Annotated in this window: 13 protein-coding genes and 2 pseudogenes; 6 read left to right on the top strand and 9 right to left on the bottom strand. The window is 71.0% G+C overall.

The genetic code is table 11. From position 1 onward, the window contains the following. Positions 1 to 124: 124 nt before the first annotated feature. The 3 genes from IE94_RS0130970 to IE94_RS40070 all read right to left on the bottom strand — a co-directional run bounded on the left by IE94_RS0130970 (position 125) and on the right by IE94_RS40070 (position 7335). Positions 125 to 3931: a S8 family peptidase gene (locus IE94_RS0130970; RefSeq protein ID WP_245235346.1), complete on the bottom strand. Its 3807-nt coding sequence runs from the start codon at positions 3929 to 3931 to the stop codon at positions 125 to 127. Between the two features lie 248 nt (positions 3932 to 4179). Further along, positions 4180 to 6816, bottom strand: coding sequence for a helix-turn-helix transcriptional regulator (locus IE94_RS0130965; protein ID WP_030190898.1), 2637 nt, complete (start codon positions 6814 to 6816; stop codon positions 4180 to 4182). A gap of 87 nt (positions 6817 to 6903) precedes the next feature. After that, the gene (locus IE94_RS40070) at positions 6904 to 7335 is read right to left on the bottom strand and encodes a hypothetical protein (protein ID WP_167343988.1); all 432 of its coding nucleotides are present in this window, start codon (positions 7333 to 7335) and stop codon (positions 6904 to 6906) included. Positions 7336 to 7530: 195 nt separating this feature from the next. Here IE94_RS40070 and IE94_RS0130955 point away from each other — a divergent pair, with 195 nt between their 5' ends. From IE94_RS0130955 to IE94_RS40065, 5 genes and pseudogenes are all read left to right on the top strand, one after another. Then, on the top strand, positions 7531 to 8940 hold the full coding sequence (locus IE94_RS0130955) for an MFS transporter (protein WP_051777760.1): 1410 nt from the start codon (positions 7531 to 7533) through the stop codon (positions 8938 to 8940). Between the two features lie 998 nt (positions 8941 to 9938). Next, positions 9939 to 10109 (top strand): hypothetical protein, encoded by a 171-nt coding sequence (locus tag IE94_RS41305; protein WP_245235345.1) that lies wholly within the window; start codon positions 9939 to 9941, stop codon positions 10107 to 10109. A gap of 87 nt (positions 10110 to 10196) precedes the next feature. Beyond that, on the top strand, positions 10197 to 12137 hold the full coding sequence (locus IE94_RS0130945) for a S53 family peptidase (RefSeq protein ID WP_030190887.1): 1941 nt from the start codon (positions 10197 to 10199) through the stop codon (positions 12135 to 12137). An 18-nt stretch (positions 12138 to 12155) separates the two neighbouring features. Beyond that, positions 12156 to 12377 (top strand): annotated as a pseudogene (locus tag IE94_RS38520) (histidine kinase dimerization/phospho-acceptor domain-containing protein); the annotation flags it as partial. Positions 12378 to 12561: 184 nt separating this feature from the next. Next, a complete protein-coding gene (locus tag IE94_RS40065) occupies positions 12562 to 12711 on the top strand; it encodes a hypothetical protein (protein ID WP_157849408.1) in 150 nt (49 codons plus the stop codon). Positions 12712 to 12959: 248 nt separating this feature from the next. On the opposite strand, the gene IE94_RS0130930 is transcribed toward IE94_RS40065, so the two are convergent. The 4 genes from IE94_RS0130930 to IE94_RS40060 all read right to left on the bottom strand — a co-directional run bounded on the left by IE94_RS0130930 (position 12960) and on the right by IE94_RS40060 (position 18215). Then, the gene (locus tag IE94_RS0130930) at positions 12960 to 14360 is read right to left on the bottom strand and encodes a WXG100-like domain-containing protein (RefSeq protein ID WP_030190883.1); all 1401 of its coding nucleotides are present in this window, start codon (positions 14358 to 14360) and stop codon (positions 12960 to 12962) included. Next, entirely contained in the window at positions 14354 to 14854 is a 501-nt protein-coding gene (locus IE94_RS0130925) for a hypothetical protein (RefSeq protein ID WP_157849407.1), read from the bottom strand. Before IE94_RS0130925 ends, IE94_RS0130930 begins: the two co-directional genes overlap by 7 nt. A 647-nt stretch (positions 14855 to 15501) precedes the next feature. Further along, on the bottom strand, positions 15502 to 17223 hold the full coding sequence (locus IE94_RS0130915; RefSeq protein WP_245235344.1) for an aminotransferase class V-fold PLP-dependent enzyme: 1722 nt from the start codon (positions 17221 to 17223) through the stop codon (positions 15502 to 15504). Between the two features lie 224 nt (positions 17224 to 17447). Continuing rightward, entirely contained in the window at positions 17448 to 18215 is a 768-nt protein-coding gene (locus IE94_RS40060; RefSeq protein WP_030190874.1) for a hypothetical protein, read from the bottom strand. A 630-nt stretch (positions 18216 to 18845) separates the two neighbouring features. On the opposite strand from IE94_RS40060, the gene IE94_RS39585 reads away from it, so the two are divergent. Beyond that, positions 18846 to 19106, top strand: a complete 261-nt coding sequence (locus tag IE94_RS39585) for a hypothetical protein (protein ID WP_157849406.1) — start codon at positions 18846 to 18848, stop codon at positions 19104 to 19106. A gap of 267 nt (positions 19107 to 19373) precedes the next feature. Here IE94_RS39585 and IE94_RS0130900 read toward each other — a convergent pair whose 3' ends face one another. Then, complete coding sequence (locus tag IE94_RS0130900; RefSeq protein WP_078606617.1) at positions 19374 to 20228, bottom strand: type VII secretion system-associated protein; 855 nt, start codon at positions 20226 to 20228, stop codon at positions 19374 to 19376. 299 nt (positions 20229 to 20527) lie between these two features. Continuing rightward, positions 20528 to 20616, bottom strand: a pseudogene (locus tag IE94_RS39580) (IS5/IS1182 family transposase); the annotation flags it as partial.

The raw sequence follows: 20616 nt of genomic DNA, 5'->3' as shown, positions 1-20616 counted from the left end.
TCACCAGGTCATGGTGCATTGCTCCGCCCATCCGATTGAGGGGCACCGGCCCGGCGGAGCCGGTACCCCTCATCGTGTTCACCCATCCGCCGCCGGGAGCGTGGGGCAGCGCCGTGGCGTGGGGTCAGCGCAGGCCGAAGGCGCGGGTGACGGTCTGGGTGACGCCGTCGCCGTGGCGCTGCTCGGCGGTGACGCGGAAGGACACGTAGTCGGCCCGCAAGGGGGCGTGCAGCCGGGTCTGCCAGGTGTCCTTGTTCCGTTCCAGGTCCTGTCGGTGCCAGGTCGCGCCGTCGTCGTAGGAGATGTCGAGGCGGACGGCGGTGACGGTGTCGTCGGTGGCGGTGCTGCCGAGGACGACGGGCCGGACGGAGAACGGCGAGGTGCGCTTGGCCCGCCCGGCGAGGTCCACGTCCGTGCCGTAGTCGAGCTGGACGAGCGGGAGGACCTGGTCGTCGGCGGTGCCGGAGTGGAAGGTCCACTCGGTGTGGGTGGTCCGGGAGTACGGCAGGAGGTCGCTGTCGGACCGGGTGTCGGCGACGAGCCGGTACGGCAGTGTCCGCGGCGGCAGGTCGCCCACGCCGAAGTCCGGTCGGGCTCCGTTGCGGACCAGCAGGGTGTCGCCCTGGTAGAGCGCGAAGCTGCGTGTCATCAGGTTGCTGTCGCCGCTGTGCGCGGATCCTCCGTCGCCGAAGCCCGCGAGCGTGCCGCCCATCGCGTCGCCGACGCGGTGCGGCACCTCGAAGCCGGCCATGCGTGGCCGGACGACGGGTCCGAACCAGTGCTCGTCGTGGACGCTGCCCGGGCGGTAGCCGACGATGTCCGTGAAGGTCGCCCAGCCGTCGATGGCCGCGTACTGCTGCCACTTGACGCCGTTTCCGGTGGACACCCAGTCGGTGCGGTGGCCCGCGGCGACCGGCTCGCGCGGGAAGGGCGGCACGCGTGTCATGCCGAACCCGGCGTAGGGGTAGGCGGCCGGCCAGTACTCGTACGGCGGGCTGTCCTCGCGGCTCTCGGTGACCTGCTTGCCGGCGGGCGGGGCGAAGGTGTTGTCGATGCGCGCGAGACTGCCGGGACCGGTCTTCGCGGACGGATCGTCCGGCACGCCTCCCTGGTGGTAGTCGGCCAGGTCGTACAGGTAGGCGGGCGAGGGGTGCGCCTGGACGGCCAGCTTCAGCCGGTCGCGGCTCGCGCCGTGGATGCTGCCGATCAGCTCCTCGCCCTCGTCCCGAGGAAGCGAGGTGACGGGGAGCTGCCCGGCCGTCCTGCCGTCCGGTTCGCCGTACCAGTCGAGTCCGCGGCCGTCGCCGTCGTTGACGACGAGGAGCATCGCCGCGCCCGCGGCGTGTGCCGCGGCGGCCTGGTCGGTGGCGGCCACCGCGGTGCTGTGCCGGACGACGACGGCCTTGCCGCGGGCGTCGAGGCCGGCGTACTCGGCGGTCCCGCCGGTGCCTGCGAAGACGGCGTCGACCTGGGTGGTGCCGTCCGGGAAGGGGCTGCTTCCGGGCTGTGTCAGCAGGGTGTCGTCGAGGGTGTGCCCGCCGCGATAGGTGATCTTCAGCGGGGTCTGCTTGGCGCGGATGCGGGTGCTGAAGACGAAACTGCCCTGGTGCACCCGTCCCTTGGTGGGCAGCGCCCACAGGCTGTCGTAGGCGGCCGAGGGCATGAGGATCTCGTGCAGCGCCTGTCCGTCGCTGGGTGACGGGGTCTTCGAGGTGAAGGAGCGGAAGAGGTCGATCCTGCTGTTGGTGACGGATGTGGGCTTGGGGGTGTCCACTTCGATCCGGCGGATGCGGGAGGCGTCGAGGACGACGTCCTGGTCGCCGGTCAGATCGACCTCGGGGGCGGTCAGCACCGCGTAGCCGAGGGAGTGGGAGCCGTGGCGCCCCTCGACGTCCAGGGTGGAGACGATCGTGTACGAGCCGGGGGCCAGGCGGGTGGTCAGCTTTCCGTCCGGCACCCACATGACGGCGGTCCGCCCGTCCGGTCCGGTGATCTCGACATCGTTGTCCACCGGCTTGCCGTGCCGGTCCTTGAGGCGGACCGTCAGGTCGTACTTCTCGGACTCGACGGACATCCCCACCACCGTGTGGACGGAACCGGTCGCAAAGCGGGCGACGACCTGTGCGCCGTACTGTCCCGGTGCCAGACCCTTCGGATCGGCGAGGAGGCCGACCGTGGAGGTGCCGTGGGCCGGCACGGTGACGTGGGAGGCGGCCGGTGTGAACACTCCGGCGGACGAGGTGCCCGGGTCGACGGAGAGGGCGAGGGCGACGGCGTGGTCGGTGGTGTTGCGGTAGGTCAGGTGCCGTTCGACGGGCGCGTGCTGGTTCTCCGCCGACCAGCGGACGAGTCCGGCGTCCACCGAGCCGTCGGCGACGATGTGGTCGTTCAGGTAGGCCGCGGCGACGTCGACCCGGCCGGCGCCTGCCTGGTAGGGGGTGTAGTCGGGGGTCGGCGCGCTGGTGCTCATCAGCGCGTTCTTGATGTCCCGACCGGTCCACCCCGGGTGCTTCTGGGCGAGCAGGACGGCCGCGCCGGCGACGTGCGGGGCTGCCATGGAGGTGCCGCTGTCGGTGCGGTAGTAGCCTTCGCCGCTCTGCGAGTACTGCGACCGCGCGGCCAGTACGTCGACGCCGGGCGCGGTGATGTCGGGCTTGAGGCCGTCGTCGTTCTGCCGCGGGCCCGTGCTGGAGAACCCGGCGAGCCGGTCGGAGGCGTCGACCGCGCCGACCGTGAGGGCGGCGTCGGCGGTTCCCGGTGAGCTCACGCTGTAGGGGTCGTTGCCGGCGTTGCCCGCGGCGATGACGAAGAGGGCCCCGGTCTGAGCGCTGAGCTGGTTGACCGCCTGGCTCAGGGGGTCGTCCTGGGTGTGCCAGACCGGTGTGCCCAGGCTCATGTTGATCACCTTGGCGTGCTCGGTACGGGCCGCCCACTCCATGCCCGCGATGATCTGTGACATCGCGCCGGAGCCGGAGTCGTCGAGCACCTTGCCGACAAGCAGGTCGGCGCCGGGAGCGACGCCTCGTTCCTTGCCGCCGGACGCGGCGCCGGTTCCGGCGACGGTGGAGGCGGTGTGGGTGCCATGACCGTTGTGGTCGGTGACGTCCTCGCCCGAAACGAAGCTCCGGGTGCCGACGATGCGCGGGGCGAGGTCGGGGTGGGCGGTGTCGACGCCGGAGTCCAGTACGGCGACCCGCACCCCGGCACCGGTACCGCCGGCGGACCAGGCCCGGGGGGCGCCGATCTGCGCGGTGGTGTCGGCCAGGTCGGCGTGGGCCTTGGCGTCGAGCCACACAGTGCCGACACCGGAGGTGAACGACGGGGTGGCGGCGCCGCCGGCGGACCGACGGGCGGCGGAGTTCGCGGGGGCGGTGAGGGCCTGCCAGAAGGCGGCGGCCTTCGTGTGCTGGGCGCGCACGGCCTGCGCCCCGATGGCGGGGAGTTGCGCGGTGGTCCGGGCGCCCGGCAGGTCGGCGCCGCTGCCGGTCCTGGCCGCGGCGCTGCCCTGCGCGCGGGTCATGATCAGGGGGAGGGCGCCGGTGTGTGCGTCGTCGTAGCCCTGGGCGATCAGCTGGGTGACGTTGAAGAGCTGCCGGTCGAGTCCGCCGGTCGCGAGGTAGGCCATGGCTTCGTCCGGGTACACATACGTGTCACCCTTCTCCACGGTGACCCGCACCGAGCCGACGGCTCCCGGCGGGCGCTGAACGCCCTGCACCCCCACGGCGTTGCCCGGACCTCGGACCACCGTGACCTGGTCGCCGGTGATCAGCGTGAGGGTGAGGGGCGCGCCGTGCGGCTCGCCGTGCTCGGTCGAGGAACCGACGGCAGGGGTGGGTGGATCGGCGCCGTGGGCTGCTGTCGGAACACCGAGGGCCGCGACGAGCAGCGCGGCGGCCGATGTCGTGCGTATACGGGAAAGACGGACGGGCACATGTCCTCCATGGAGTGATCGTCGAATCCGACCATCTTCCAGCAGGCGTGTAAAGCACCTGGATAAGTGGTGTTAACACGGCACTGATTGTCGCGGAGATGTGATCTGCGCTGCACCGAGGTGTGTTCGACCCTCCGCACACGTGTGGGGTTGGAGGTGCCGGACCGGTCGAGATGCAGGATCCATGGCATGACGTCGGGGAGGCCCCCGAAGCCCGGGTCAAACCCCGCTCGCCGGGCGGCCGGAGATCACCCCAGCAGATCCAGGTCGCGCAGTTCGGCGCGTGAGGCGATCCCGAGCTTGGGGAAGAGCCGGTAGAGGTGGTATCCGACGGTGCGCGGCGACAGGAACAGCTGTGCCCCGATCTCCTTGTTGGACAGCCCTCGCGCCGCCAGCGTGGCGACCTGCAACTCCTGCGGGGTGAGGAGCGTGGCGAGACTGGATCTGGGCACGGGGGCACTCTCGCCGACCGAGCGCAGGGCGTTTCTGGCCCGCTCGACCCAGCCTGCCGCGCCCAGCGCCTCGAAGGCGTCCAAAGCGCCCCTCAGCTGGGGCCTGGCCTCCTTGCCCCGGCGCTCCTGGCGCAACCACTCGCCGAACGCCAGCCGCGTCCGGGCGGTCTCGAAGGGTGCCCCGGCCTGTTCGGCCGCTTCGAGGGCCAGGCCGTAGGCGTCCTGCCCCGGTGTGACCAGCGCGCGGGCCCGCAGTGACAGCGCGGTGCCCGACGCCAGGAGGTCGGCGGAGAGCTCGCCGGTCGCATCGGCACGGACCGCGGCCTCGGCGAGGTCGGCCAGCGCCCGTGCCGCGATGGACGGATGGGCCGCCACGTCGGTGGGCGAGATCAGCCGGGACAGGTGGTGGTACGCGCCCTTGGCGTCGCCGCCGGAGAGTTCCAGCAGCCCCAGCGCCCAGGTGGCGCGTGCGGCGACGCTGCCGATCCGACGGGCGGCCGCCCACGCGAAGGCGGAGCGCGCCATCTCCTCGGCCCGGGCGCGGTCACCGGCTCGGGCCGCCTGCAGGGCCACGATCGAGCGGAAGATGCTGGCGTGCAGATCACCGCCGAGATCCTGTGCCAGCCGCAGTCCCTCGTCCGCCGCGAGCCGGGCGCTCTCGACCCGGCCGAGTTCGGCCTCCGATTCGGCGAGGACCTCCAGGCCGACCAGCAGTTCGCCGGCCGAGCCGCTGGACCGCAGCTCTGCCACCATCTGGGTGGCTGTCGAAGCCGTCCAACCGCGCACGCCTTGGATCCAGGCGCTGTAGGTGACCAGCAACCGCAGCCATACGGGGAGCTCTTCGGGCGGTGCCTGGTCGGGTGGTGCCTGCCGGCCGTCCAGGACCGCGGCCGCGTTGAGCCACGGCGACACCTCCACCTCACGCAGTCGGCCGCAGACCTCCGCCAGCAACGGTCGGTCGGCGGCGTTCCAGGCGAAGAAGGCCGCTCGGGAGAGCATCAGCGCGGCCATCGGCGGGTCCACCGTGTCCGGGGCCGAGTGCAGCAGGGTCCGTGCCGCCGCGACCAGCTCGCCGGACTCGTTGTGAATGGCGGCCAGGGTGTAGGCGAGCTGGCCCTGCAACTGCTTGTCGGTCGGGTCCGCCGACACTCCCTCGGCGAGGTTTCGCGCCCACGACAGCCGCCCCGACAGCCGGGCCATCTCCGCGGCCTGTGCCTGCCTGGCCGCCGCGGCCTGCTTGTCCGGGGAGAGCGCGGCGGCACGCGCGAGCGCGGCGGCGGCCTCGGCCGGACCGCCGCGGGCCTGGGCCCGTTCGGCCACCGCGACCAGGGCCGCGGCGGTCGGCTCGTCCTTTCCGGCGGCCGCGGCCGCCCGGTGCAGGACGCTGCGGTCGGTGTCCTCGGCCAGGATGTCGCCCAGCGCCTGGTGGGCGCGCTGCCGTTCGACGAAGCGGGCGCTCTGGTAGACCGCGGAGCGGATCAGCGGGTGGCGGAAGACCAGCGCGTCGTCGTGGACACTGGCCAGTCCCGCGGCCTCGACCGCCTCCAGGTCCGCGGCGGTGGCGTCCAGGGCCCTGCCCGCCCGCAGCAACTCGTCCAGGCGCAGCGCTTCGCCCGCGGCGGCGAGGAGCAGCAGCGCGCGGGAGGGCGGCGGAAGCTGCTGCACCCCGTGGATGAACAACGTGGTCAGGCGGGTTGACCAGAACGGGCGGTCGGACAGCGGCACCGCTCCGGACAGCTCTGCTCCGCTCAGGCTCAGGTGCAGTTCGGTCAGGGCCAGTGGGTTGCCCGCGGCCTCGCCGAGCAGGCGGTCGCGGACCGAGGCGGGCATGGGGACCGTGACGGCGGCGGCCAGCAGCTGGGCCGAGGCCGCGTCGGACAGCGGGGGGACGGTGAGTTCGGGCAGCTCGCTGACGCCGAAGGTGTCCGGGTGGCCGCTGCGTTCGGCGATGAGCAGTCCGATCTGTTCATCGGCCAGCCGCCGGGCGACGAACCGCAGCACGTCCGCCGAGGAGGGATCGAGCCACTGCGCGTCGTCGATGACCACCAGCACGGGCGCGGCCTCGCTCAGCAGGTTGAGAGCCGCCACGGAGATCAGGAAGCGGTCGGTGCCGGAGCGCTCGGTGGACAGGCCCAGAGCCTGCGCGATCGCCGTGCGCTGCGCCTCGACCAAGGTGTCCAGGCGGTCCATGACCGGCCGCAGCAGCTGGTGCAGGCCCGCGAAGGCCAGGTCGGTCTCCGATTCGGCGCCGGTGGCCCGGAGCACCCGGAGCCCGCTCTCCTGGGCACGGTCGGCGGCGTAGTGGAGCAGAGCGCTCTTCCCGAGTCCGGCACCGGCGCGCAGCAGCAACGCCTCCCCGTGGTCGAGTACCGAGGCAACCAGGAGGTCGAGCCGGGCGGTCTCCGATTCCCGGCCGAAGAGTTCGCGGCCCATCACACCAGGGATTCTCGCAGACGGGCCGGAAGGCGCCGGAGGCGGCGTCGAGAGGCCCGACGGCGCCGGGGCATCCGCACCCACGCGTTAGGCGGGGTGATCCGGTATCACCAGCAGCGGGCGCTCGATGTGCCCGACCAGGGGTTCGGCCTCGGGGCCGGCCACCACGAGCCAGGCTCTGGTCGCCTCGGCGACGTCGCTCACCACCTGCCAGGCCGGCCTGGTTCCCGCCTCCCCGCGCGGGACGGCCTTGATTCCCAGTTCGGTGGCCAGCAGAGCACCCTGATGCGCGAGTCGCTCCGCCCTCTCGACGTCGGCGGGGGTGGTGCCGGGCACGGGGGCGAGCACGACGGCTGTGCGTCCGGACGCCAGCAGGGCCGCGATCTCCACGACGGCCGCCGATCCTCGATAGACGATCAGCATCGGCTCGGTGAGATCCGCTGCCGTGTACGCGGCCGCGGTCCGGCCGCCGCGGGCGGTGATCATGCCGTCCATGCCTGTCTCCTCTCGGACGTTCATGCCACCACAGTGCCTACCGCACCCCCTTTCCCGCATCCGTCAGACCGACTGGCCCGAACCGCCGCCGGTTCGTGCCCCCAGTCACCTCGACCGGCCCCGGCGCGGGGCAAAACCAGTCATTTTGACAGAAGCCCGGTCGGCCGTTCCCGGAAAGCATGGTGCGTGGACATCGGACCATCGACCCAAGGAGGGGCCATGACGAGCTCACCGACGGCCCAGCGGCCGGCACTCGGCTTCGCAGCGATCTGCCTCGGCTACTTCATGATCATCCTCGATACCAACATCCTCAACGTGGCGCTGCCGGACCTCCGCGACAGCCTGCACGCTTCGATCGCGGGCCTTCAGTGGACGGTGAACGGCTACACCCTGGTACTGGCCGCGCTGCTGCTCACCGCCGGCGCGCTCGGTGACCGGATAGGCCTGAAGAGACTGCTGCTGGCCGGCCTGGCGACGTTCACCGTCGCCTCGGCGCTGTGCGCCGCCGCCCCGTCCACCGCGGTCCTGGTGAGCGGCCGGGTACTCCAGGGGCTGGGAGCCGCCGCACTGCTGCCCGCGACCCTGGCGCTGATCCCGCACCTGTTCCCCGAGGCCGCACGCCGCCAGCGCGCCGCACTGGCCTGGGTCGCCACCTCGACGCTGGCCATCGCGGTCGGCCCGCTGGCCGGAGGCCTCCTGGTCGACGCGTTCGGCTGGCGCTCGGTGTTCCTGGTGAACGTACCCATCGGTGTGGTGACCGTGGCGCTGATCGCGATCTCCGTCGCCGAGACCGTCCCGCAGAAGGCCACCCGCCCCGACAAGCTGGGCCAGTTCCTCGCCATCGCCGCGCTCGGCCTGGTCACCGCGGGCATCACCTCCGCGGGCTCGGCCGGCTGGGGATCGCTCATCACGCTGCTGCCGCTGGCTCTGGGGATCGTCGCCGCCGTCGGCTTCGTGATCAGCCAGCACCGCGTCGACGAGCCGTTGCTGCCGCCGAGCTTCTTCGCCCACCGCCAGCGCACAGCGGCCGTACTCTCCGCGACGTTGATGGGCTTCGCCTTCTACAGCGTGCTGTTCATGCTGTCCCTCTACTTCCAGCAAGCGCGCGGCTGGTCCGCCGGAGCGACCGGCGTCGGTCTCCTGCCCGCCACCGCCGGTACCGTCGCGTCCACCTTCCTCTTCTACAAGCCGCTGGCGCGCCGCTTCGGGCACCCCGTCATGCTGCTGGTGGGCATGATCGGCAGTGCGGTGGGCGGCGTGATGTTCGCGCTGACCGACCACGACAGCAACTACCTGGTTCCCGCCACGGGAATGGTTCTGCTGGGCGTGTTCAGCACGTTCGTCCTCTCGTCGCTGACGACGATCATCATCTCGAGCACCCCGGCGCACCACTCCGGTCTGGCCTCCGGCGTGCAGAACACCGCCCGGCAGGCGGGCGCGCTGTTCGGCATCGCGGTCATCGGTACGATCCTGAACGGCCCCGGCTTCATCGGCCGTATGCACATCGCCGCCTACGTCACCGTCGCGGACCTGCTGATCGGGGTGGCGCTGGCCGGCCTGGCGCTTCGCTCGCAGTCGAACCAGCAGGCCGCCGAACAGCCGGCCGTGCCCGCGTCGGTGCGCAGCTGAGCCTGGTCTCCGACCTCGTGAAGCCCCGCATGACGTGGAGCCCGGGTTTCCCGGTCGGCGCCGGTCGACGAGAGCTTGTCACGGACAAGTTCGGCCTCCAACGGAATAGAACGCCGCGGCCTCGGTCGGCGTCGGGAGAGTCGCTCCCCCGACGCCGACCGAGGCCGCGGCCGCCGGGCCCCTGTCCGGGAGGAGGCCACCACCGCGGCCGCCCCGGCGCTCCGGGCGCCGTGGCCGGATGCGGCCCGAGTCCTCCCCGTGTCGGTGGGCTCACCGACCCGATCCGGCAGCCGACCGAGGCGGTCCAGCCGGCTCCGGGCCGTCGGTGTGCGGGTGAACGTCGTCGAGCTCAGCACGAGGGCGTACCAGAGCGCCGGTGGCACGCCGGTCCCCGCCCCGGGTCCGGACCGGCTCAGCGGCATCGCCCGCAGCACTCCGGCACGTGGTGGCTCGCGGCCATGGGGGACGGTTCACTCCACAGACCGGCGATGAACGCGCGGGGCCGGTCTTCTTCCCCGCCTGGGCGGGATGCGCCTACGGTGCTGCGTGGCGACCTACGACAGGATCGGCGCGGCCCATGCCGTCACCCGGCGACCAGATCCCCGCCTCGCCGCCAGGATCGATCAGGCGCTCGGCGGTGCCATCACCGTGATCAACGCGGGTGCCGGTACCGGCTCCTACGAACCGCCGCGGACCGTGCTCGCCGTGGAACCCGGGGCAGTGATGATCGCCCAGCGACCGGCCGGGTCCGCCCCGGTCCTGGATGCGACGGCGGAGTCGATCCCCCTCGCCGACGACTCGGCCGACCCGGCGATGATCCTGCTGGCCGTGCATCATCGGCGAGCTCCTGTGCATCGCCCGGCAGCGGGTCGTCGTCCTCCCCTTCGACCCCGGCATCAACCACCGGTTCTGGCTGCTGGAGGAGTACCTGCCCGAGGCGGCCGCTTTCGACGGCACCCGAGCCGTCGCGGTCGAGCGCGCGGCCGGGCCGCTGGGCAGTGCACGCGTCAAGACCGTCCCCCGTCCCGCACGACTGCGCCCACGGATTCCTCACCGCCTTCTGGCAGCGACCCGAGGCGTACCTCGACCCGTCGGTGCGGGCCGGTATCTCGCTGCTCGCCCAGACCGGGGACGAGGTGATCCGACCGGGCCTGGCCGACGCCCGCTGAACCTGGGCCAGCAGTAAGCCCGTTGACCAAGTGTTCCAGTGTTCATCCGGTTCACACCGGGGACAGAACCGCTTGGCAGGAGGACTCATGGGAAGTCGCCCCGCGACGAGGCGAACCTGGGCAGGTGGCCTGGCGACGCTGCCGCTGCTCGCCGGAGCACTGACACTGACCACTCCCCTGGCGCACGCCTCCGAGGCACCGGCCCGCCACGACCTCCCGGGCACGAAGCCGCGGTGGGCGACGGCCCAGGCCGACAGAGGAACGGCCTCCGGCGCCGAGAAGGTGTCCGTGCGGGTCTACCTCGCCGGTCGCGACGCCGCAGGACTCTCGGCGTACGCCAAGGCCGTCTCCGACCCCCGATCGCCCTCGTACGGCCAGTACCTGAGTCCGCGCCAGGCAAAGGCCCGCTTCGGCACCACCGACGCGCAGGTCGCGACGGTCAGGTCGTGGCTGACGTCCGCGGGTCTGAAGGTGACCGGCGGCAACCGGCACTACGTCTCCGCCACCGGCGACGCGGCAAGCGCGGAGGCGGCGTTCGGCACCCGGCTGCACGAGTACGCGAAGGACGGCAAGTCCTACCGGGCGCCCGCCGGTACGGTGTCGGTCCCCTCGTTCGCGGCCGACGCCGTACTCGGCGTCAGCGGCCTCGACAACGCTCCGCGCATGCTCGGTCACGACGATCAGCTTCCGCAGCCCAAACCGGCGGTCGTCAACTCCGGGCCGTTCTCGACGTACTACGGCTCCGACCTCGCGACCTCGCTGCCCTCCGCATACGGCCACAAGGTCCCGTACGCCGTGAAGGGGTACACCGGCCGGCAACTGCGCGCCGCCTACGGAGCCGAGCGCCGCACCGGCAAAAAGGTGCGGATCGCGGTCGTCGACGCGTACACCTCGCCGACCCTCCTGCGGGACACCGCCGCCTACGCCGAGCGGCACGGTGACGGCGCCTGGCGCAAGGGGCAGCTGAAGCAGGTGCTGCCCGAGCGTTGGACGGACACCGAGGACTGCGACGCCGCCGGCTGGTACGGCGAGCAGACCCTGGACGTCGAAGCGGTGCACGCGGTCGCACCGGCCGCGGACATCACCTACGTGGGCGCCGCCTCGTGCTCCACCGAGGACTTCTACGACGCCCTGGCCAAGGTCGTCGACGGGCATCTGGCCGACATGGTCTCCAACTCGTGGGGCGACTTCGAGAGCAACGTGACACCGGATGTCGCGGCCGCCTACGACCAGGTGTTCCAGTTGGGCGCGGTCCAGGGGACGGGCTTCTACTTCTCCTCCGGCGACTACGGCGACACGGAGATCGTCACCGGCACGAAGCAGGTGGAGTTCCCGGCCGACTCCGCGTGGGTGACGGCGGTGGGCGGCACGTCGCTGGCCGTCGGCAAGCGCGATACGTACCTCTGGGAGACCGGCTGGGGCACCGAACGCGCCGTGCTGTCCCCCGACGGCACGGCGTGGGACGGCTTCCCCGGCACCTTCAACGGCGCCGCGGGGGGCGGGACGAGCCGAACCGTCCCTCAGCCCTCCTACCAGCGAGGTGTGGTGCCCGCGGCGCTGGCCACCGCCCACGGCACGCCGGGCAACCGCGTCGTGCCGGACCTGTCCGCAGTCGCCGACCCCAACACGGGGTTCCTGGTGGGCCAGACCCAGACCTTCCCCGACGGCTCGCGGCACTACAACGAGAGCCGGATCGGAGGCACCTCGCTGGCCGCGCCGGTGATCACCGCGCTCCAGGCCCTCGCCCAGGAGGCACGCGGCGGATCGGCGATCGGATTCGCCAACCCGGTCATCTACTCCACGTACGGCTCCAGGGTCTACCACGACGTCACGGACACCCCGACCGGCGTCGAACTAGCGGTGGCGCGGCGGGACTTCGTCAACGGTCACGACGGATCGGACGGTCTGGTCACCTCCGTGCGCAGCCTCGGCAAGAACACCTCGCTGCGGACCGTGCGCGGTTACGACCCCGTCACCGGCGTCGGCTCGCCCGCGGCCGGATACGTCGAGTCGTACCGGCGGCGCTGACGCCGGGGCATTACGAGCGCTGCTCCGACAGCCGTCCGGCACAGCGGGCGCGTTGACGCGGCGACCGCGGACGCCCGTGGCAGCGACGAGATCACCGACATCTCGGCCACGGTCGACTCGATGGCCGACAGCCTGCACCAAAGGCTGCTGAGTGAGCAGCGCTTCACCGCGGACGTCGCTCAGGAACTGCGCACCCCGCTGGTGGGTCTGCTCACGGCGAGTGAGCTGCTTCTCGCCGGTGGCGGCATCCGGGCGACTCGTCCCCTCCCCTCGCGGCACGGCCGGACCGGGAACGCACTGGGCCTGCGAGGTTTCGGCCACCTCTGGCCGGATCGCGTCGTGGTCGGGCGCGTCGGCTGAACCTCCGCCTGCCTGTCGCCGTTCTCCGTAGAGATGTTCGAGCAAGACGTGACGGGAGGGGCTCATGACGGAGACGACATATGCGGTGGAGCTCACTGAGGACGCCGTGACCAAGATCTCCGATCTGCTGCGGCGGGAGAGGTCGGGGCTCGCCATGGTGATCGGGAACCCGAACGCGAGTGGGTCCCGCACCTGCGGCGACTCGCTCCGGTGACTCCGCGAGACGGCGGACGACAGGTGCCCCTGGCCTGGCTGTGCGCACAGGACGGCGCAGGCCGGCTGCTCGCGCGCAGCCGGGGCCTCTGGCGACTGCCGTCCTTCGAGTACCGTGCCACGCACCACGTCCTGGCTCTGACTCTGCTGTTCACCTGCCCACCAGAGGCCATGCCCGCGCTGGGCGGGGACGACGCCGACACGCTGCGCACGCTTGTGTCGGACGATGTCGAATGGTCCCTTGTGGTGCTACACGACTCTCGCGACCGGGGCCGGTGGCTTGCCGTCGCCGGACAGGATCGCGGCCGACGGTGCTTTTCGCTGGCTGACGTCCAGCCACCTGCTCGGCGGCTCGCTCGACGAGGCGCTGGAAGCCTGGACTGACACGGCAACCCGCCTCGGAGCGGGCGTCGGGGTCGGAGTGACGCTGGCCCGCCGGGCGCTCGGCTCATAGGGCCCGCCCTGTCGCCTGCCCGTCCTGTGCACATCGGTTCCGCACCCGGCCCGAAGAATCGGGGAGTCCGGGCCGAGGTCCAGGAAACTCTTCCCGGGACCGTACGGGTCGCCCTCCTCTGGTCCGAGGTCCAGAAAGCCGTGACCCGGCTCCCGGCCTTCCGTAGCTGGGCGGATGGCAGGGGCCTTGCTACCGGAGTTCTTGTTGAGCCCTGCGAGGTGATGGTCAACAAGTTCCTCCAGGTGCTCGGCCGGTGAGAGCGCGAAACGGCCTGCGGGATTCTGGGCGTTGTGCCTGGCGCCCCAGACGGCGTTGAAAGAACCGTTGGCCGCTCCCGCGACCCAGTCGCCGGCCAGGCCGTAGACGCTGTCTTGTGCTGCGGCTTCCGCCATGCCGGTCACCGCGCCGAAGCCGGCGTTGAAGCTCACCACGGTGCCGAACTTCGCCAGCGACTGCACGTTGTTCGGCAGTGCGGTGAAGAACGGCTTCTTCGCAAGGTTCTTCACGCCTGCCATGGCCGCGCCGCCCATCAGCCCCATGGCGAATCCCACCGGCGCGCCCACCGCACCGTTGACGGCGGCGACGCCCAGTTCACGTCCGTCGAGAGCGTGTCGGCGGCCCTCGCCGAGTTCGATGATCTGGGCAAGCAACGCCATGCCCACCATCGCGACCACCGATTCGGTCAGGCGGGTCAGCACGTGTGCGACGGCCTGCCGTACGAATGCCAGGCACAGCACTCTCGTGGCCACGATGTCCTCGACGGCCTTGGCCGCTCCGCCGAACATCCACAGCGCCGAGTCGATGACGAGTTGCAGAAACAGCACCACCAGCGCACCGATGATCTCGATCCGCAACGTCTCGATCTGCAGGGCCTCCTCCTCCAGCGCCTCCGCCGCGGACTCGGCGGCTTCGATGAGGACGGGCAGCACGGCGTCGGACTCTCCCACACCCCGGCCACCGACGAGTTGGGCGAGGAAAGCCTCGACCGCTCCCTCGCCGGCGCCGGACAGTGCCTTCGCCGCGAGTGCTCTGACGTTCTCCACACGCTCGGATACGGGCACGAGGGAGTGCGCCGTCTCCCGCCAGGCCGCCGCTTCAGCCCGTAGCGCTGTCTCGTCACCGGTCGGCCAGCGGTTGCCGGTGGTGATGAGCAACAGATTCTGCAGCTCGGACGGAACGTGATGCGCGTCTACCATGGCGGAACTATCCGTCCCCAGGTCCAGGCGTGTTCGGCTCGGCCTCGGGCATCGGCGATGGCGCTCTCGGCGTCACGCTGGGCGCCGTGGAAGCCGGTATTCATGGCGCCGAGATTCTCGGCCATGCTCCGGAGCACTTGCTGCAGCCCTGGTACGGCTTGGGTGAGAGCATCGCGGGGCTCGGCGAAGAGACTGCCGAACGTCTGCCCCAGTGCCGGATCATCACCCCAGGGAGCCGCCCCCGAACGCTGGACCGCGCTTGTCAGACGTTCCGCGATGTGGCCGACTGCCTCGGCCGCCTCCTCGGCCTCAGCGATCGCGTGCGCCAGCGCCTCGAAGTCGACGGCGAGGACGCCACTGCCGGAGAGACCGCCCTCTGGCAGTCTTGGGATGTGGAGGTCCGGTTGAGGCGCCGACACCGGCACGTTGCGATAGCCATCAGGCGGCGAGGGGACCGGGACACCTCCCTCCACCGGCAGCGCCGAACTGGGCACGACCCACCCCTTTCCCGACACGTGCGGATACAGCCGAACAGGACCCGGCCCCCGGGAGGGGGAGTCCACGTACGACTCCTGCCAGACTCTGAGTACTGCATCACCGAAGGAAGCTCCCGACCCCCGGCCATAACAGATCCCTGACGCCTGTGGTCCGTACCCTGACGTATGACTGACGACCGCGGCAGGCAGCAACCGGGTGGTGGCCAGGAATACGACGCACGGGCGGACCTCGTGTCGTGTCCGCCGACCAGTCCGCGTGTTACAGCGCGGCGGGACGTGTGTCGGCCGCGCCGTCGCAATGGGAACCCCTCGTCCTCACCTCTGAGCCGGAACGGCGTCGTCAGTGCTACGTCGTGGACCGGCACAGCGCGGCCAGTGCCGCGTGAGGTCTCGATGGAGAGACCGGTGAAAAAGGGATCCGCCCGGTACAGGGCGGTCAGCCAGGCGCGCCTCCCGCTCCGCCTGCGTGAGCTCGCGAGAGGGGAGCTCCTCCAGCAGCTCGGTGATGGTCGTGCCCCGTTCCTCGGCCAGGACCCGCAGCCGGTCGCGCACGTCCTCACTGGTCTTGATTTCGTCGGTTTGCTCATACCACCGGTTCTACCGCCGGTAGAACCGGAGTGAAGTGGGATGCGGCAGGAACGCGGTCAGTGGAAACTCACGGGTCCGCCCACGGACACGGCCGGCAGGGGGAACCACCGCAGCGCATCGATCTCCGGCGCCAGCCGGGCGTCCCGGACAGCGGCGTCCTCGTGCCTGCCGAAGAGGATGGCGCGGGCGCGCTCCCGATGAGCGACCAGGTCTGCCTCCGCCGACCGCTCGGCGCGAGGTGTGTTCGTGACGGCGGCGACGGCTTGCCTCAGGCCGGTTGCCGGAGCGGGGTCGAACGTCCCGTGCTGCCAGATGCCGGAGCGGAGGTCGAAGCGGTAGTCGGACAGCAGACGGTGACCCGCTTCGGCGATGAGTTCGACCGCTTCGACGATGTGCTCACGGACGGCGTCCGACATGAAATACGGGAAGCTGACACGGGTCCAGCCGGGTTTCACCGCTTCACTGCCGTGTTCCGTGATCACATCGCGATGAGCGTGGGACAGCCGCGTGTCGATGCCGAGCAGGCGGTGCCCGTAGGGACCGGCGCAGGAGCAGCCGCCGCGGGCCTGGACGCCGAAGAGGTCGTCCAGCAGCGCGGTCACGAAGTGATGGTGCAGATATCCCTCCCCGTACCGGATCAGGAAGGAGACGATCGGGAGCCTGGGCGTGTCGGTATTGCCGAGGATGTGGATACCCGGGTGCCGCTGCCACCGGTCCCTGACGGCCTGCCAGGCCCGCTCCTCCTGCCTGCGAATGGTGTCCGCCCCGACCGACTCCTTGAGGGCGAAGACGAGTCCGGCCCGGATCGCCTCGACGATGGCCGGGGTGCCGCCCTCCTCCCGCGCCGCCGCGTCGGTGGCGTAGCGGTGCCCGTCGAGCCCGACATAGCTCACGGTGCCGCCGCCCGGTACAACCGGCACCGTGCCGCTGAGCAGTTCGTTGCGCACGACGAGGACGCCCGGCGTCTGGGGCCCGCCGGCGAACTTGTGCGGTGACAGGAACACGGCGTCCTTGTGGTCGCCCCGGCCGGGGGACGACTCCTTGACCCGGATGGGCACATAGGGGCCGGCCGACGCGAAGTCCCAGAAGGACAGGGCTCCATAGCTGTGCAGCAGGGCGGCGACGGCGTCGGTGTCCGTCAAGATGCCGGTGACGTTCGAGGCCGCGGACATGCAGCCGATCAGCAGGGGACGGTGTGCGTACGCCTCCAGTGCCGCCCGCAGCCCGTCGAGATCGATCCTGCCGGCGCTGTCCTCCGGGACGACCACGACGTCGGCGAGCGACTCCCGCCAGGGGATCTCGTTGGAGTGGTGTTCGTAGGGTCCGATGAACACCACCGGTCGATCGTGCTCGGGCAGCGTCGCACCGGTGGCGGCGGCCAGGCGGGGGGCCGGTCGGAGGCCGAGCATACCGATGACCTTGTCAATCGCGGCGGTGGCGCCCGAGCCGCAGAAGATGGCGCGGTGGGTCCCGCTCGCCCCGACCGCCTCCTCGATGATCTGCCGGGACTCTTCCCGAAGCCTTCCGGTGCGACGCCCGTTGCCCGAGCTCTCGGCGTGGGTGTTGGCGTACCGCGGGAGGACCGCCGTACGAACGAAGTCCTCGATGAAGTCGAGCGAGCGGCCCGATGCCGTCCAGTCCGCGTAGGTGATCCGGCGGCGGCCGTAGGGACCGTCGACGAGGTCGCCCTCGCCGATGAGGCCGTCACGTATCCGTGCCAGGACATCGTCCGTCATGGTGGCCGGTGACTGCGGGGTGACGTGTTCAGGTATCGACATGATGTCCATCGTTCGTCGCAAGTCCTCACAGGTAGACGAATGGACTGACAGTCTTACTCACACGTGTGCGTGGTTCCGTCCGGGGGGCACCGGGGTAGGTGACGTACGGAATGCGATGTGGCCCTGAGCGGTGGCTGCCGGGCGAGCCTGATACGTTTTCACTCGTTCCTTCAACGAAGGCAGGGCCGGACATGTGAGCTTGCCCCATGCCGGCCCCTCGGACGTCACTTCACCACGACGTTGTCCCCGGACGACATCGACGGCCCGGTGGTGGAGTTGCCGTAGTACACCCAGCGCCACATACCCGTCCTGGACGCCTTCACGGTCGTCTTCAGCACACCCGAGCCGTTCGCGTACACCTTCTTCACCGTGGTGTAGGAGGCGGTGCCGGCGGGCTTGAACTGCAGGCTCACCTGGCGGCCTCCGTAGGCGGCGTACTTCCGGGTCTCCCAGTTGGCCCGCGTGACCTTTCCGGTCACGGTGAGGGTCCTGCCCTTGGACACCGGTTCGGGCGAGGCGTCGACGGTCAGGTGGGAGTTGCGTTTGACCTGGACCGTCAGGCCCTCGTCGTCGGTGTCACCGCCGCCGCCCTTGAAGTACACCTCGGCGCCGACCTTCCAGGCCCCGGCCTCGCTGTTGCGCATCGCCCACTCGCTGGGGTCGAAGTACATCGTCTCGTTGATGTCGCAGACGCCCGAGCCCACCTTGTTGCAGTCGCTCGTCTCGATGGCGTGCCACAGTCGCTCGCCCGACGCACCACCGCGGTACAGGAACACCGCCGGCCACTTCCACTGGCGCGTGGTCGCCATCCGGAAGGAGGCGGGCACCGCGACCTCGTTCGACACCCCGATGACGATCGGCTTGCCGCCGTTCACCTGGACCCGGGTGAACGAGACCCCACCCTCGGCCGCCCCGGCCGACACCGCGGCCACGGCCGTGAACACCGCCGCCGCACCGCCGGCCACGACGACTCTCCAGACCTGCTTCCCCACCTGATCCCCACTCTCCGTACACGAAGTCACCGGGGGCTCATCCCTCCGGCGCTCTACAGACAGCCGACAGCCGGCCGGGGTTGTACCGCCGGGCATCACAAGGGGGCGTCGGACAATCCCCGCCTCCCGCGAGGCGGAGAGGTCGGCGGGGTGCGGCGGGGTGCCGGTGGTGAGGCCACCGATGACGAACACCCGGATACCTGGTACAACTATCCACTCGTCGGATCGGACGATCACGTCGAAGTGCAGCTTGCGCAGGCCGGCACGCGGTAGGCGGTGCGTTTCGGTGGTGGCGTCCATGGTGGACAGTTCGCCGAGTCGCTGATGCAGCTGGATCTCCGCTCCTGCCGCTCGGGCCTCCTCGATCAACCGGTCCGTGTCGCGCGGGGTGGGCTGTGGCGGCGACCCCCGTCGCATCGGCGATGCGCTCCGGTGGGGCGGTGGGATGGAACTCCAGCGCGCCGGCGTGCGTGCTCAGCAAGGTCGGCCTCCCGTTCGGCGTGCACCAACGGCAGCCGGGAATTCCTGTACCAAAGTATGAGCCGGGCCGGACCCGATCGTCCTTTCGGCAGGGGAAGGACCTTCTCCTTGCCGATTCACCGGGCCGATGTCGTCCCTAGCGTTGTCCTCATGAATTCAACGGAGATCAAGAAGAACGTGTCCGCCTTCACCCTGCTGTCCGGGGCGGGTGGGCTGCTGGGGCTCGCGCTCGTGGCCTTCGGGGCCGTGCGGATCGCGGGAAGGCTGTGGGCGCATCTGGAGTTGCGGCTGTTGGCGGTCCCGGGGCTGGCCGCGGTCACGGTGGTGGTCGTCGGGGCACTGCTGCTCACCGCCTCGCTCCGGGTACTCTCCCGGCGGCCCTCCGACTCGGCCGCGGCCGCCGGGCGATAGCCAGGGGCCGAGGCAGACCCGCGGCGACCGGAGCGGTCGCGGGAGATCATCGGGCTGGGGGCCCGGGCAACGCCGGACGCCTTCTCGGGCACCGCCCGCGTCCGTGGAGGAGTCGTGGCCTCCCACGAGGCACAGGACGAACCCCATGATCGGCGGAGGTGGTCCGGGCTCACCTGACGAGCTCGTACTGCCGCACGTCGGGGCGGCGCTGCCTCGCTCGGCAAGCAGGACCGCACCTCGCCGATGGCCCGGGCGCCCGTCCGCTCCTCACGTCTCCTTGCCGCTCAGGATGTCCACGAGGTGGTCCCGAGCGGACGCGGGTGCGCTTTGCTTGCTCTCGTCGTCCTCGCCCTTGCCGTCGTCCTCGCCCCTGCCGTCGTCCTGGCCCTTGTCGGCCTCGCTCGCGTTCCCGTCCTGCGCTCCCGGAAGAGAGACCGGCTCCGGCTCCGGCAGTTCACGATTCTCCGCCTCGGGGTGCCCCTCGTCCGGCGCGGAGAGTTGCTCGGGCATGACGGACATGCTCACCGCGCCCGCCGGGTTCACGTAGAGCCGGAGTCCCTCGTCGAGGTCTACCAGGAGGTCCGGGACGGCGACGGTGCGGGCCGCGTACCGGCCGCCCGCCTCGAGCTGCGCCTGCGAGGTGAAGACGGGCACCACGGCCTCGCCGTCCGGGGCGGTGGCCCTCACCAGACCGCCGCCGGGCGTGAGGAGGACACCGACCTCCGCCTCGGCGAGCAGCCGGAAGACGTCCTCCTCGGGCCCGTAACCGGTGGCCGCGAGCTGGATTGCTTCGTCCACCGGGTCGGTCGGTTCCGGCCATCCGTTGGCGCTCGGTGAGGGGCGGTAGTCGTCGTTGTACTGCCACTCCACCACCTCCCCCTCGGCGCTGGACCGGTACCGGCCGGCCACCGCCCACTCCGGCGGCGGCCCCTCCCCTCGCCATGCGGGGTCGACCATGCCGAACCAGTGGTCGGGAGCGATCCGGGCGGCTTCCTGTATGCGCTGCGGCACCTCGGACAACGGATCCTGGCCGTCGGGTGGCGCGGTTACCCGCGATTGCGTTCCGGGCTCCGTCTCGTTCTCCGCTCCGGACTCGTTCTCGGTCTGGATTCCGTCAGTCATGCGGTTACCGACCCTTCGGGACGATGCGATAGGTGTCCGGGCGGTCGCCCGTCTGCCACGCGACACAGATACTCAGGTGTTTGCGACACGCACACATGCGGCTCGGCGGGGAGCGTGCCCCGGGTGGGAGTGTACTGACGCCACTGCCCGACGTGTTGAAAGCCGTCCGGCGGAGCAGGTGACCATGACCACCTCACGTGACCCGGCTCCTGCGCGCCGTCGGCCAGCCGGGTGAAGAACGCGCGCCGGGGCCGGGTGTGCTGACAAGGTGGCCGATGACTCTGGTCAGTGAGCCCCTTTCATCCTGAATAGTTGCAGGTCAGCAGTGTGTGGACGGCCTGGACGATGGTGCCGATACGCCGGGTGGAGCATCTGGCTCGCCGGAGGA

This window comes from Streptomyces violaceorubidus (genome assembly GCF_000717995.1).
In the GTDB taxonomy this organism is placed as follows: Bacteria; Actinomycetota; Actinomycetes; order Streptomycetales; family Streptomycetaceae; genus Streptomyces; species Streptomyces violaceorubidus.
This window is presented reverse-complemented; position numbering and strand designations above follow the sequence as displayed.